Annotated in this window: 12 protein-coding genes and 2 pseudogenes; 5 read left to right on the forward strand and 9 right to left on the reverse strand. The window is 51.5% G+C overall.

Going from position 1 to position 12,262, the window contains the following annotated elements; translation table 11 throughout:
* Positions 1–27: 27 nt before the first annotated feature.
* From AAER43_RS05720 to betI, 4 genes are all read right to left on the reverse strand, one after another.
* Positions 28–591 carry a fasciclin domain-containing protein gene (locus AAER43_RS05720; RefSeq protein ID WP_014882930.1) on the reverse strand — a complete coding sequence of 188 codons (564 nt, stop codon included), beginning with the start codon at positions 589–591 and terminating at the stop codon, positions 28–30.
* 150 nt (positions 592–741) lie between these two features.
* Positions 742–2,406 (reverse strand): choline dehydrogenase, encoded by a 1,665-nt coding sequence (betA, locus tag AAER43_RS05725; protein WP_050862766.1) that lies wholly within the window; start codon positions 2,404–2,406, stop codon positions 742–744.
* A 13-nt stretch (positions 2,407–2,419) separates the two neighbouring features.
* Complete coding sequence (gene betB / locus AAER43_RS05730; RefSeq protein ID WP_050862767.1) at positions 2,420–3,892, reverse strand: betaine-aldehyde dehydrogenase; 1,473 nt, start codon at positions 3,890–3,892, stop codon at positions 2,420–2,422.
* Positions 3,893–3,905: 13 nt separating this feature from the next.
* On the reverse strand, positions 3,906–4,493 hold the full coding sequence (betI, locus tag AAER43_RS05735; RefSeq protein WP_014882933.1) for a transcriptional regulator BetI: 588 nt from the start codon (positions 4,491–4,493) through the stop codon (positions 3,906–3,908).
* Positions 4,494–4,621: 128 nt separating this feature from the next.
* On the opposite strand from betI, the gene betT reads away from it, so the two are divergent.
* From betT to nadS, 3 genes are all read left to right on the forward strand, one after another.
* Entirely contained in the window at positions 4,622–6,655 is a 2,034-nt protein-coding gene (gene betT / locus AAER43_RS05740; protein ID WP_057058054.1) for a choline BCCT transporter BetT, read from the forward strand.
* A 136-nt stretch (positions 6,656–6,791) separates the two neighbouring features.
* The gene (locus AAER43_RS05745; protein ID WP_014882935.1) at positions 6,792–7,184 is read left to right on the forward strand and encodes a type II toxin-antitoxin system RelE/ParE family toxin; all 393 of its coding nucleotides are present in this window, start codon (positions 6,792–6,794) and stop codon (positions 7,182–7,184) included.
* Entirely contained in the window at positions 7,181–7,465 is a 285-nt protein-coding gene (nadS, locus tag AAER43_RS05750; RefSeq protein WP_050863273.1) for a NadS family protein, read from the forward strand. Before AAER43_RS05745 ends, nadS begins: the two co-directional genes overlap by 4 nt.
* Before the next feature lie 339 nt (positions 7,466–7,804).
* Here nadS and AAER43_RS05755 read toward each other — a convergent pair whose 3' ends face one another.
* Together AAER43_RS05755 and AAER43_RS05760 are read right to left on the reverse strand one after the other, a co-directional pair.
* Positions 7,805–8,347: a hypothetical protein gene (locus AAER43_RS05755; RefSeq protein WP_050863274.1), complete on the reverse strand. Its 543-nt coding sequence runs from the start codon at positions 8,345–8,347 to the stop codon at positions 7,805–7,807.
* An 84-nt stretch (positions 8,348–8,431) separates the two neighbouring features.
* Positions 8,432–8,788 (reverse strand): hypothetical protein, encoded by a 357-nt coding sequence (locus AAER43_RS05760; RefSeq protein ID WP_127353133.1) that lies wholly within the window; start codon positions 8,786–8,788, stop codon positions 8,432–8,434.
* 393 nt (positions 8,789–9,181) lie between these two features.
* Between AAER43_RS05760 and AAER43_RS05765 the strand changes: the two are divergent.
* A pseudogene (locus AAER43_RS05765) lies at positions 9,182–9,636 on the forward strand (SymE family type I addiction module toxin).
* 87 nt (positions 9,637–9,723) lie between these two features.
* Here AAER43_RS05765 and AAER43_RS05770 read toward each other — a convergent pair.
* From AAER43_RS05770 to AAER43_RS05780, 3 genes are read right to left on the reverse strand one after another with little or no spacing between them, the layout of a single operon-like run.
* Positions 9,724–10,224, reverse strand: a complete 501-nt coding sequence (locus tag AAER43_RS05770) for a type VI secretion system tube protein Hcp (protein WP_050863275.1) — start codon at positions 10,222–10,224, stop codon at positions 9,724–9,726.
* Positions 10,224–10,580: a putative T6SS immunity periplasmic lipoprotein gene (locus tag AAER43_RS05775; protein WP_050863276.1), complete on the reverse strand. Its 357-nt coding sequence runs from the start codon at positions 10,578–10,580 to the stop codon at positions 10,224–10,226. Before AAER43_RS05775 ends, AAER43_RS05770 begins: the two co-directional genes overlap by 1 nt.
* On the reverse strand, positions 10,577–11,137 hold the full coding sequence (locus tag AAER43_RS05780; RefSeq protein ID WP_050863277.1) for a hypothetical protein: 561 nt from the start codon (positions 11,135–11,137) through the stop codon (positions 10,577–10,579). The genes AAER43_RS05775 and AAER43_RS05780 overlap by 4 nt, the downstream gene beginning before the upstream one ends.
* 212 nt (positions 11,138–11,349) lie before the next feature.
* Here AAER43_RS05780 and AAER43_RS05785 point away from each other — a divergent pair.
* A pseudogene (locus AAER43_RS05785) lies at positions 11,350–12,261 on the forward strand (metal ABC transporter substrate-binding protein).
* The last annotated feature ends 1 nt before the right edge of the window (position 12,262 follow it).

Here is a 12,262-nt window from a genome sequence, read left to right on the forward strand (position 1 = left end):
AACGGCACACTTCCGAAGTATAGACAACTACTTAGGCATCAGAACGGTATCAATGACATCGATTACGCCATTTTTTTGATGAACGTCGTAGGTGCTGATGTTTGCCACATTGCCCTGACCATCCTTAAGCTGAATATTGTGCAGGCCGTTGCTCATGATCCACAGCGGCTGACCGTTAACGGTCTTCAGCTCCGCGCGACCACCACCCTGTTTAATTTTCTGCTCCAGCGCTTTCATATCGTAATTACCGGCAACCACGTGATAGGTCAGGATGCTGGTTAGCAGTGCTTTGTTTTCGGGTTTGACCAGGTTATCGACCGTGCCGGCGGGTAATTTCGCAAACGCCGCATTGGTCGGCGCAAACACGGTGAACGGTCCTTTGCTCTGTAGCGTATCCACCAGTCCGGCAGCTTTGACAGCGGCCACCAGAGTCGTGTGATCTTTCGAGTTCACGGCGTTTTCAACAATATTTTTGCTCGGGAACATTGCCGCTCCGCCCACCATCACGGTGTCAGACGTCATGGCTGCTGATGCGCCTGCACAGAAGAGTAAAGCGCTGGTTACGAATGCAACACGGGTTAGCTTTTTCATCATCATTCCTCGGATTGGGGAGCAAAGGGGTTGCTCACATACCCATATACGAAGGCAGGGTGGAAACTGGATGCAGGGAAATGAAAATAAATTTAGGAGACGTTTATTCCCTCTCCCCTGTGGGGAGAGGGTAAGGGTGAGGGGGCACCCTCAGCGGCGAACCGGCGCCCCGTTCGCGACATAATACGCGGCCGTGCTCTTCGCCAGCGGTTCGCGCCCGCGAATGGCGTCTGCAATCTTCTCGCCAATCATGATGGTGGTGGCGTTCAGGTTACCGGTGATGATCTGCGGCATGATCGACGCATCCACCACGCGCAGCCCTTCCAGCCCGTGAACGCGGCCTTCGCAGTCGACAACCGCCATCTCGTCATAGCCCATCTTACAGGTACCGCACGGGTGGAAGGCGGTTTCGGCGTGGTTGCGCACGAACTCGTCCAGCTGTTCGTCGGTCTGGCACTCGACGCCCGGGCTGATCTCGCGACCGCGGTACTTGTCCAGCGCAGGCTGGTGCATGATCTCGCGGGTGATACGGATCGCGTCGCGGAACTCCTGCCAGTCCTGCTCGTGGGACATATAGTTGAACAGGATCGCCGGATGCTGATGCGGATCGCGCGACTTGATGCGCACGTGGCCGCGGCTCGGCGAGCGCATGGAGCCGACGTGGCACTGGAAGCCGTGCTCTTTTACCGCATTCGAACCGTTGTAGTTAATCGCCACCGGCAGGAAGTGGTACTGAATGTTCGGCCACGCGAACTCCTCGCGGCTGCGGATAAACCCGCCCGCTTCGAAGTGGTTGCTCGCCCCCACGCCGGTGCCGCCAAACAGCCATTCAGCGCCAATCTTCGGCTGGTTCCACCACTGCAGGGCAGGGTAGAGGGAGACCGGCTCTTTGCATTCGTACTGGAGGTACATCTCCAGGTGATCCTGCAGGTTTTCGCCCACGCCGGGCAGGTCGTGCACCAGCGGGATATCGAACTGCTTCAGCAGCTCCGCGCTGCCCACGCCGGAACGCTGGAGGATCTGCGGGGAGGCAATGGCGCCTGCGCTCAGCAGCACCTCTTTGTTCGCCGTCGCTTTCGACGGAATCGTGCTTTCGCCTTCCAGCCACTCGACGCCCACCGCGCGCTTGCCTTCAAAGAGGATGCGGTCGGTCATGGCGTGGGTACGGATGGTCAGGTTCGGGCGTTGCTTTGCCTGGTCCAGATAGCCGCGCGCGGTGCTGGCGCGTCGGCCCTTCGGCGTGACCGTGCGGTCCATCGGGCCGAAGCCTTCCTGCTGGTAGCCGTTGAGATCGTCCGTGCGCGGGTAGCCCGCCTGCACGCCCGCTTCCACCATCGCCTCAAACAGCGGGTTCACGCCCGGTTTGGAGGTGGTAACGCTCACCGGACCGTCGCCGCCGTGGTAGTCGTTCGGGCCCACGTCGCGCGTCTCTGCCTTGCGGTAGTACGGCAGGCAGTTGAGATAGCTCCAGTGCTCCAGACCCGGCTCTTTCGCCCAGTGGTCGAGATCCATCGCGTTACCGCGGATGTAGCACATGCCGTTGATCAGCGACGAACCGCCCAGCCCTTTACCGCGCCCGCACTCCATGCGGCGGTTGTTCATAAACGGCTCTGGCTCGGTTTCATACGCCCAGTTGTAGCGCTTGCCCTGCAGCGGGAACGCCAGCGCGGCAGGCATCTGAGTGCGGAAGTCAAAGCGGTAATCCGGTCCGCCCGCCTCAAGCAGCAGCACGGTGGTATTCGGATCTTCAGTCAGTCGTGTTGCCAGTACGTTGCCGGCAGAGCCGGCGCCGATAATGATGTAGTCAAATTGCAAATAAACCTCCCGGTTAAAATATGGACTGGAATTTACCCATCTCAACCTGGATGGACTTCACCTGGGTGTAACTCTGCAGCGTCATAACGCCGTTCTCGCGGCCAATGCCGGAGTGTTTATAACCGCCCACCGGCATCTCTGCGGCGGATTCACCCCAAGTGTTGATCCAGCAGATGCCCGCTTCGAGCTGATGAATGGTGCCGTGGGCGCGGTTCAGATCGGCAGTGACGATACCCGCCGCCAGTCCGTAGTCGGTATCGTTGGCGCGGCGAATCGCTTCTTCATCGGTTTCATAGGTGAGGATGGACATCACCGGGCCGAAGATCTCTTCGCGCACGATAGTCATCTCGTCGGTGCAGTCGGTGAACACGGTTGGGGCCACCCACGCGCCGTTATCAAACCCTTCGCCCTTCAGCACGTCGCCGCCGCACAGCACGCGCGCGCCTTCTTCTTTACCTTTGGCGATGTAGCGCAGCACGCTGTCGCGGTGCGGGAAGCTGACCATCGGGCCAAAGTTGGTTTTCACATCGAACAGATCGCCCGCGCGGATGCGGCCCACGCGCTCAACGATTTTCTGCTCAAACGCGGCCTTAAATTTCGCGGGCACGAACACGCGGGTGCCGTTGGTGCAGACCTGACCGGAGCTGAAGAAGTTGGCCATCATGGCGATGTCTGCCGCCAGATCCAGATCCGCATCGTCGAAAACAATCAGCGGCGATTTGCCGCCCAGCTCCATCGTCACCTCTTTTAGGGACGAGGCCGCCGAGTTGGCCATCACCTTTTTGCCGCTGGCAACGCCGCCGGTAAAGGAGACCTTCGCGATGCCCGGATGCTCGGTCAGGTACTGGCCGGTCTCCGCGCCTACGCCTGGCAGGACGTTAAACACGCCGTCCGGCAGACCCGCTTCGGTATAGATTTCGGCAAGCTTGAGGGCGGTGAGCGGCGTCACTTCGCTCGGCTTGAAGATCATCGCGTTGCCCGCCGCCAGCGCCGGGGCCGATTTCCACAGGGCGATCTGGATCGGGTAGTTCCACGCGCCGATGCCCGCCACCACGCCCAGTGGCTCGCGGCGGGTGTAGACGAATGAGGTGTCGCGCAGCGGGATCTGGCTGCCTTCCAGCGCCGGGATCAGCCCTGCGTAATACTCCAGCACGTCCGCGCCGGTGACGATGTCCACTGTCGAGGTTTCGGAATACGCTTTACCGGTATCGAGGGTTTCCAGCTTCGCCAGCGCGTCGTTACGCTCGCGCAGGATATCCACGGCGCGACGCAGGATGCGTGAGCGCTCCATGGCGGTCATCGCCGCCCAGATTTTTTGCCCGCGTGTTGCGCTTTCCACGGCGCGGTCGACGTCTTCACGCCCGGCGGCCTGAACGCTCGCCAGGACTTCACCGTTGGCCGGGTTGATGGTCTCGAAGGTGCGACCGCTGGTGGCGGGTGTATAACCACCATTGATATAAAGCTGCTGTTCTGCCATTCGGGACATACTTTCTCCTCGGTTATTCGGTCGGTAAATGCTGGCTGATAAAGTGGCTGGTGAGCGACTGGGCCAGCGTTTTATCCAGCGGTTTGCCGCTCAGTGCGGCACGCAGCCAAAGCCCGTCGATCAGTGCCGCCAGCCCGTAGCCCGCTTCCTGCGCCTGCTCGCGCGGCAGTTCGCGGCGGAACTCGTACACCAGGTTCGACAGCAGGCGGCGGCTGCTGACCTGCTGCAGACGGTAGAGCATCGGCTGGTGCATGCTGCTCGCCCAGAAGGCCAGCCAGGCTTTCATTGCCGCGCTGCTGATCTGGGTTTCATCAAAATTGCCGCCGACAATCGCCTGTAATCGCTGCTCCGCGCTGCCGTCCGGCAGGGCGTGCAAGCGGCTTAATACCGCATCGCGCAACTGCCCGGTGATGTCGCGCATGGTCGCTTCCAGCAGACCGTTTTTGTCTTTGAAATAGTGACTGATGATCCCCGTGGAAACGCCCGCCCGGCGGGCGATCTGCGCGATGGTTGCGTCGTGCATTCCCACTTCATTTATTGCTTCCAGCGTGGCGTTAATAAGCTGCCTGCGCCGGATCGGCTGCATCCCCACTTTGGGCATTGTTGCCACTCCATTCATCAGCGTTGGTAATACATTAAAGCGTTTTTTGATTGGACGTTCAATATAAAATGTGTCTTAATTGTTGCGGATTTGGATTTTGATAGTTACAAAAACAGTGGGGATACTGGATGACAGACCTTTCACAAGACAGAGAAAAAGACAAAATCAACCCGGTCGTTTTTTATACTTCCGCCGGGCTGATTTTGTTGTTTTCCCTGACGACGATCTTCTTTCGTGATTTTTCCGCCGAGTGGATTGGGCACACGCTGAACTGGGTGTCGAAGACCTTTGGCTGGTACTATCTTCTGGCGGCGACGCTCTATATTGTCTTCGTGGTTTGCATCGCCTGCTCGCGCTTCGGTTCGGTGAAGCTTGGGCCAGAGCAGTCCAAGCCCGAGTTCAGCCTGCTGAGCTGGGCCGCAATGCTGTTTGCTGCGGGTATCGGCATCGACCTGATGTTCTTCTCCGTGGCTGAACCGGTCACGCAGTATATGCAGCCGCCGGAAGGGGCAGGGCAGACGATGGAGGCCGCGCGCCAGGCGATGGTCTGGACGCTGTTCCACTACGGCCTGACAGGCTGGTCGATGTATGCCCTGATGGGGATGGCGCTCGGATACTTTAGCTATCGTTATAATTTGCCCCTCACTATCCGCTCTGCGCTGTACCCGATTTTTGGCAAAAAAATTAACGGGCCGATTGGTCACACCGTTGATATCGCAGCGGTGATTGGCACCATCTTCGGCATCGCGACCACGCTCGGTATCGGCGTGGTGCAGCTCAACTACGGGCTAAGCGTGCTGTTTGATATTCCGGATTCAATGGCGGCGAAAGCGGCGCTGATTGCGCTCTCCGTGATTATCGCCACCATCTCGGTGACCTCCGGCGTGGACAAGGGCATCCGCGTGCTCTCCGAACTGAACGTCGCGCTGGCGCTGGGCCTGATCCTGTTCGTGTTGTTTATGGGCGACACCTCGTTCCTGCTCAACGCGCTGGTGCTCAACGTGGGCGACTACGTGAACCGCTTTATGGGGATGACGCTCAATAGCTTCGCCTTCGACCGTCCGGTGGAGTGGATGAATAACTGGACGCTGTTCTTCTGGGCGTGGTGGGTTGCGTGGTCGCCGTTTGTCGGCCTGTTCCTGGCGCGAATTTCGCGCGGGCGCACCATCCGCCAGTTCGTGATGGGCACGCTGATTATCCCGTTCACCTTTACCCTGCTGTGGCTGTCGATTTTCGGCAACAGCGCGCTGCACGAGATCATCCACGGCAATGCGGGTTTTGCTCAGGAAGCGATGGCGCACCCGGAGCGCGGCTTCTACAGCCTGCTGGCGCAGTACCCGGCGTTCACCTTTAGCGCCTCCGTGGCGACCATCACCGGCCTGCTGTTCTACGTGACCTCAGCGGACTCCGGCGCGCTGGTGCTGGGCAACTTCACCTCGAAGCTGAAGGACATCAACAGCGACGCGCCGAACTGGCTGCGCATCTTTTGGTCGGTCGCCATCGGTCTTCTGACGCTCGGCATGCTGATGACCAACGGTATTTCGGCGCTGCAGAACACGACGGTGATCATGGGCCTGCCGTTTAGCTTCGTCATCTTCTTCGTGATGGCCGGGCTGTATAAATCGCTCAAGGTGGAAGACTACCGCCGCGTCAGCGCCAGCCGTGATACCGCGCCGCGCCCGATGGGCGCGCAGGACAGGCTGAGCTGGAAGAAACGTCTGTCGCGCCTGATGAACTACCCGGGCACGCGTTACACCAAACAGATGATGGAGACGGTCTGCTTCCCGGCGATGGAGGAAGTCGCACAGGAGTTGCGCTTGCGGGGTGCCTACGTGGAGCTGAAAAATCTGCCGCCGGATGAAGGCGAAAACATGGGGCACCTGGATCTGCTGGTGCACATGGGCGACGAGCAAAACTTCGTCTACCAGATCTGGCCGCAGCAGTATTCGGTGCCCGGGTTTACCTACCGGGCGCGCAGCGGGAAATCGACCTATTACCGGCTGGAGACCTTCCTGCTTGAGGGAAGCCAGGGGAACGACCTGATGGACTACAGCAAGGAGCAGGTGATTACGGACATTCTGGACCAGTACGAACGCCACCTGAACTTTATCCATCTGCACAGGGAAGCGCCGGGGAATAGCGTGATGTTCCCGGATGTCTAAACAGATTCTTAAAACTTCATCATGCTGTATATAAATACAGTCAACTGACGCAATATTACTCATGGAAGAGTAATATTGCAGCGACAGCCTGCGCTGATGAGCCAGGCTGTTGTTGTTTTTCGGGAAGGAACCATGGATGAGTCACGCGATAGAATTTATCGAAACTTCACTTTTTACCCGCCAGATCAAAAGCATTGCTACGGATGATGAATTAAAGGATCTCCAAAAGGAACTCATTGCCCGGCCTGATAAAGGTGACCTGATTCAGCATACGGGGGGATTACGTAAAATAAGGCTGGCCGCAGGCTCAAAAGGAAAGAGAGGGGGAGCCAGAGTGATTTACTTTCTGGCAACGGAAGAGGTGATCTATTTCATCATGGCCTACCTAAAAAGCACCAGGGACAGCCTGACTGAGGCAGAGAAAGCTGAACTTAAAAAACTGACTTCTGTTCTGAAAAATACTACTTCCTATGCCATAAATGGTAGGTGTACTATGTACTCCATTCAGGCAGAAGGAGGCAGACAATGAGTATATTCGATGAATTAAAATCTTCGCTTGAAGAAGCCGTTGAGATCCATAGCGGAAGGAAGGCAGCTTCCAGAGTAACCCGCTATGAAGTTGCAGATGTTCGCGCAATCAGAGAACAGCTCAATATCACCCAAAGCGAAATGGCGAAGGCGCTTGGCACGAGCGTTGACACGATAAAAAGCTGGGAGTCTAAACGTCGCAACCCAACCGGACTGGCGGCGAAGGTTCTCTATGTGATTCAGAAGGATCCGGCATTTTATCGGGCGCTGGCTGAGCAGTGATTTTATTTCTTTATATTAAATATAAACCTTCCCAGCCTATGTATGTTTGAGAAGGTTTGAATTTTTATTGAATCATTATGACGATGAAGTATTCGCATAATAAGTGTACTGAGAAAGTTCTAAATTAGTTGTGTGATTTAATTAAATTCAGGTCTACGGAAAGTGTGTAATATCACATTTAAAACTATATGCTCTGATTCCTCATTCTTAGGGGCTGTCCTCTTTCGAGTAAAAACATCAAGTAGTGAACCATGTTTATCTTGTATTGTTCGTATGACACAACGCCTATCTCTAGGATTGTCTACTAAAGCTATATGATCAGCTTCTAAAATTTCCCTGTTAATTCGTTGGCAAAAAATACCGTTGTAAATATCTCTCTATATGACTGCAATCAAAAAAGTTGTTACCACATATGTTACATTCGCCGAGGGTTTCTTTTGCACCCGGACTGACATATAACAGATTATTAGGGAATATAGTATGTTCAATGTTTTTTATTTTTTCTTTAAAGGGTATAAAACCGTCATTTTGTAATCTATATTTTTCTAAAAACAATTCAGCTACATCAAGGTAGTCATAAGCATCCATTAATGCCATCCATGCATCTTCACTTTTTTCTTTTTTTATACAATCAAACAATAAAAAAACAGATTTAACTGTAGACAGCATGCAATGACTATAAAGGAAGGTTCCAGATTGATAATCATTATTATTTTGCATGAAGTAATGTTTCATTCTTCTGTTTTCAATAATTTTCGTATTTAGATCATATATCCACTTCTCGATAACTTCCCGTGATGCTGTTAAAAATAAATCAGATTTTGCTTTGTCTATGAAAGAAATATTTTTTTGTTGAATGTCAAAATAAGTAATTATTTTCACTTTTAATCCTTTAATAATGAATTGATAGTGTCCTTTATTTCTTTTAACCCTTCAATATTACCATTGTAGTCAATTTCTAAGCTTTTAGTTGCTGGTGTTTTTTTTGCATATGACTTTAATTTGTATATTGGTTTTATCACGTGAGGGAGTTCTCTCTTTAATATATTGTGAAATCATATCGAAAAGTATATTTAATAAGTCAGGGTTGTCTGATAGTAATTTACCTGTAAGGAAAAGAGTTGGTCCTAACCAATCAATGCTGCGTTGCTCCCAAAAAATATTTGGGTTATGATAGAATTCAATATCAATTTTACTTCGTAAAAACTTTATGCAATTAACAGCGTCAGTAGTATAAAATCTGTCACTATTTTCTCCAAATGATGGAAGTGCAGTTATTTTATCGGAGTATTTTAGCTCAAGCTCGGATTCGCGTATTTTCATGTGTTATCTAGAACTCGTTATTTTAAAGTTGTAGTTGATAATACTCTTGGTTTCCATATGGGTAAATTTTTTTTTAAAGGCTGCGTTCTGAAATTATTCTAAATTTTATGATGCTTGCGTTGAGTAACTAGCATTAGAATGGGTTGAAAAAAAACTGATAAATTTCAATGAATTCATTAAGTTATGCATTTCATTTTATAATATCTTAACATTTTCTTCGAGTCGCTTCGCATTTCCGAAACTCTCCTCCCCTGTATATCTATCCATGGCAGTATAATAGCCCCAGTTAATCAAGCACTAAAAAATGTAAAAAGGCAACAAAAAGGAACCGCGGTACGAAGGTGTGCGACCACCTCCATACCGCTAACCACAAACAACTAAACGGAGTTGATTATGGCTGCGAAGAATTCTATGCCAGAGCGGGCTATTGCCCAAACAGAAATTGCAGATTTAGAGATTCAGCAAGAAAATCGCGAGAAGCTACGCAAAAAACGCATCCGGGCGTTGCATGACGAGCCGGTTCACTCTGCGTATCTTCATGAAAGAGGAGAGGCAGGCTCCGCCTGTGTGGAACTTTATACTCGAATGGAGCGCAACTATCTGCCGTTAACCGGCGCGTGGTTAACCCGCGCAGGGTTTAAAGCAGGAATAGCTGTGAAAATCCGCGTGATGCCGGATTGTATTGTATTGTGATTACGCCGCAAAATTCCCGTGAGCTGTGGGGCTGTCTGGAAGGCGTCAGCGCGACATATACCAATAAGCTGAAGGTGATGAAGTGGCTGGAGACGTTTCCGGGAGCGTTAATTGATACGGGGGATTTGCCCGTGAACGAAAGTGGAAAAGGGTAGCGTTTAAGATTAACCAGGCGATCCAGGGAATGCCTGGATCGCCGTTTCTGAGCGGCAGCATGCATTGATCTTTATGAGCCAGGTAAATTATGCGTTACTTTTTTCTTTCTTAACGGGTTTCATCCATGCATCGCCATAAAGAATATTGCCTTTCACATAATTCCACTGAATGCCTCGGAATCGAAGTCCCACAACTTCATGCATATTCGGGGCTGAGCTGCCCGGGTAATAAACATGCGTGAAATCCAGAGATGAGATCACCACGCTATCAAGCGTAATGGTGTAGATCTCTCTTTCTACTCCCGCTTCAACAATTTCATGATATTTGATAATGGCTTTTTGCAGACGTCTGCCCTCGCAGGCGGCAACGGCAAGATAAGGGCTCACTTTATCTAATTGCTTATGCACAGTAACGGGACCATGCTGTCGTGTTCCGGTCATATTCCCGGTATGGCTGTCCACTGCCTGTTTTATACTGTAACTGCTGTTCATGATTTCGATAGCACCTACCCGGCCAGGCATCATACAGTCACCTGGAACCTGCATTCCGTTTTCATCGAAGAGAAATAAGTAAGCGGGTAATGACATTATAATTCTCCTAAGTTGATTTGTTTTCCGTTATTATCGACATCAAATTGGTGTACATATTTTTTATTGTTTAATCCGTAATGAATAACGTAAGTGCGTCCATTTTTCCATTTTATATTTAAACATGTGTCCGGGTAGGAAATGTTTAAATTTTTATATTCCGAACCTGTTACGATAGTAATTTTATGATCTTTGCTTGAATAAATAGTGTAAAAGTTCAGGACATCATTTTTATCGATGCTAAAACATAAGTGGTTGCCATTAATAAACGTAAATCTGTTTTTGGGGGCGCGATTATCTCCTGGACATCCAGTTATTAAAATGCAGAGGATAAAGATGATAAATGTGTTTTTCATCCTGGAAATCCCTTTAAGACATTTTTGTATTTCTGAAGAAGGAAATACAAGCTTTCTCTAAGTTTTAAGTCTCTGTATTGTAATAATTCTTCATTCCTCTCCAAACCAAAGTATTTCAATAACCAGTAATCGCTTACAATTGATGCCTGCTGTTCTAACCCATAATGCAATAAATCTACTTTATCTAAGCTATAGGTATAGTCAGCAATACCGGAAAATAATCCTCTAGTTCTGACAAACATTCCTTTTTGAGTTTGCCAGACATGCATCATCTCATGCATGAATCGATGTTTCTTAACAATGTCATCTTCTAGCGAAAAATCCGGCGAATACGTTTCCTCTCTGTACCACATTTCCCCATTGGGACTCATCGCCACATCAACGGGTTGCAGATTAAAAGGAAGATAACTTTCCCTGTGTACCCAAACCCGATGATAGCGAATGCTGTAACCGTAAAGCGTCTTTGCCAGGGTGATTTCACCCATTGTGAGCTGTCGGACCCCTCCCGGATTAATCGGGGTTCCCGATGTGGGGATAATTCTTTCATTAACCGGCATGTCAATTCCCTTATATTATTGTGGGTATTGGCCGTAAATAATACTCCTGACTGTGAGAGAAAAAAGAAAGCACATTTCCTAAAAATTCCCCCTGACAGTCCAGGTTGACACAACTTTAATGATAACTATTTTCATTTAAACATAGCCTGTGCTATACCTTATAGCACGGGCTAATTTTGCTTTGAATTTAATCACCTCGGGAGAGTTCTGCGATGCACCTACTGCAAGGATTGAAGCGTCTGTTGTTCAGCTCGCTGCTACTGACCGCGGCCACCACGGGCGCGCAGGCGGCTGAAAAATTCCAGGTCATCACGACCTTTACCGTTATCGCTGATATGGCGAAAAACGTGGCGGGGGACGCCGCATAAGTCACTTCCATCACCAAACCGGGCGCTGAAATCCATGAGTATCAGCCGACGCCCGGCGACATCAAGCGCGCCCAGAAGGCGCAGCTGATCCTGGCCAACGGCATGAACCTTGAGCTGTGGTTCCAGCGGTTTTATCAGCATCTGAACGGCGTGCCGGAAGTGATTGTCACCAAAGGCATTACGCCGATGGGGATCGGGGAAGGGCCGTATAACGGCAAACCCAACCCGCACGCGTGGATGTCTCCGGATAACGCCCTGATTTACGTCGATAACATTCGTGACGCGCTGGTAAAGTACGACCCGGCGAATGCGCAGACCTATCAGCGCAACGCGGAAGCCTATAAGCAGAAGATCACCGCCACCCTCGAACCGCTGCGTAAGCAGGTTGCGGAGATCCCGGAAGATAAGCGCTGGATGGTCACCAGTGAAGGGGCGTTCTCCTATCTGGCGCGGGATCTGGGCCTGAAAGAGCTTTACCTGTGGCCGATCAACGCCGATCAGCAGGGCACGCCTCAGCAGGTGCGCAAGGTTATCGATCTGGTGAAAAAATATCGCATCCCGGCGGTGTTCAGCGAAAGTACGGTCTCCGATAAACCCGCGCGCCAGGTGGCACGGGAAACCGATACCCATTACGGCGGCGTGCTGTATGTCGACTCCCTGAGCGCGGAAAACGGCCCGGTGCCGACCTATATCGATCTGTTGAACGTCACGACCCGCACGCTGGTGCAGGGCATCCGTGACGGCATGAAGGAGTAAC

Source organism: Enterobacter sp. FUJ80071, assembly GCF_038739915.1.
GTDB lineage: Bacteria > Pseudomonadota > Gammaproteobacteria > Enterobacterales > Enterobacteriaceae > Enterobacter > Enterobacter kobei.

What these genes read in the sequence shown, in the direction of transcription:
- AAER43_RS05745 (WP_014882935.1), top strand. Translation starts at nt 6,792, where the DNA reads ATGAGTCACGCGATAGAATTTATCGAAACTTCACTTTTTACCCGCCAG.
- AAER43_RS05770 (WP_050863275.1), bottom strand. Translation starts at nt 10,224, where the DNA reads ATGTCATTACCCGCTTACTTATTTCTCTTCGATGAAAACGGAATGCAG.
- AAER43_RS05775 (WP_050863276.1), bottom strand. Translation starts at nt 10,580, where the DNA reads ATGAAAAACACATTTATCATCTTTATCCTCTGCATTTTAATAACTGGA.
- betI (WP_014882933.1), bottom strand. Translation starts at nt 4,493, where the DNA reads ATGCCCAAAGTGGGGATGCAGCCGATCCGGCGCAGGCAGCTTATTAAC.
- nadS (WP_050863273.1), top strand. Translation starts at nt 7,181, where the DNA reads ATGAGTATATTCGATGAATTAAAATCTTCGCTTGAAGAAGCCGTTGAG.
- AAER43_RS05780 (WP_050863277.1), bottom strand. Translation starts at nt 11,137, where the DNA reads ATGCCGGTTAATGAAAGAATTATCCCCACATCGGGAACCCCGATTAAT.
- betT (WP_057058054.1), top strand. Translation starts at nt 4,622, where the DNA reads ATGACAGACCTTTCACAAGACAGAGAAAAAGACAAAATCAACCCGGTC.
- AAER43_RS05760 (WP_127353133.1), bottom strand. Translation starts at nt 8,788, where the DNA reads ATGAAAATACGCGAATCCGAGCTTGAGCTAAAATACTCCGATAAAATA.
- betB (WP_050862767.1), bottom strand. Translation starts at nt 3,892, where the DNA reads ATGTCCCGAATGGCAGAACAGCAGCTTTATATCAATGGTGGTTATACA.
- AAER43_RS05720 (WP_014882930.1), bottom strand. Translation starts at nt 591, where the DNA reads ATGAAAAAGCTAACCCGTGTTGCATTCGTAACCAGCGCTTTACTCTTC.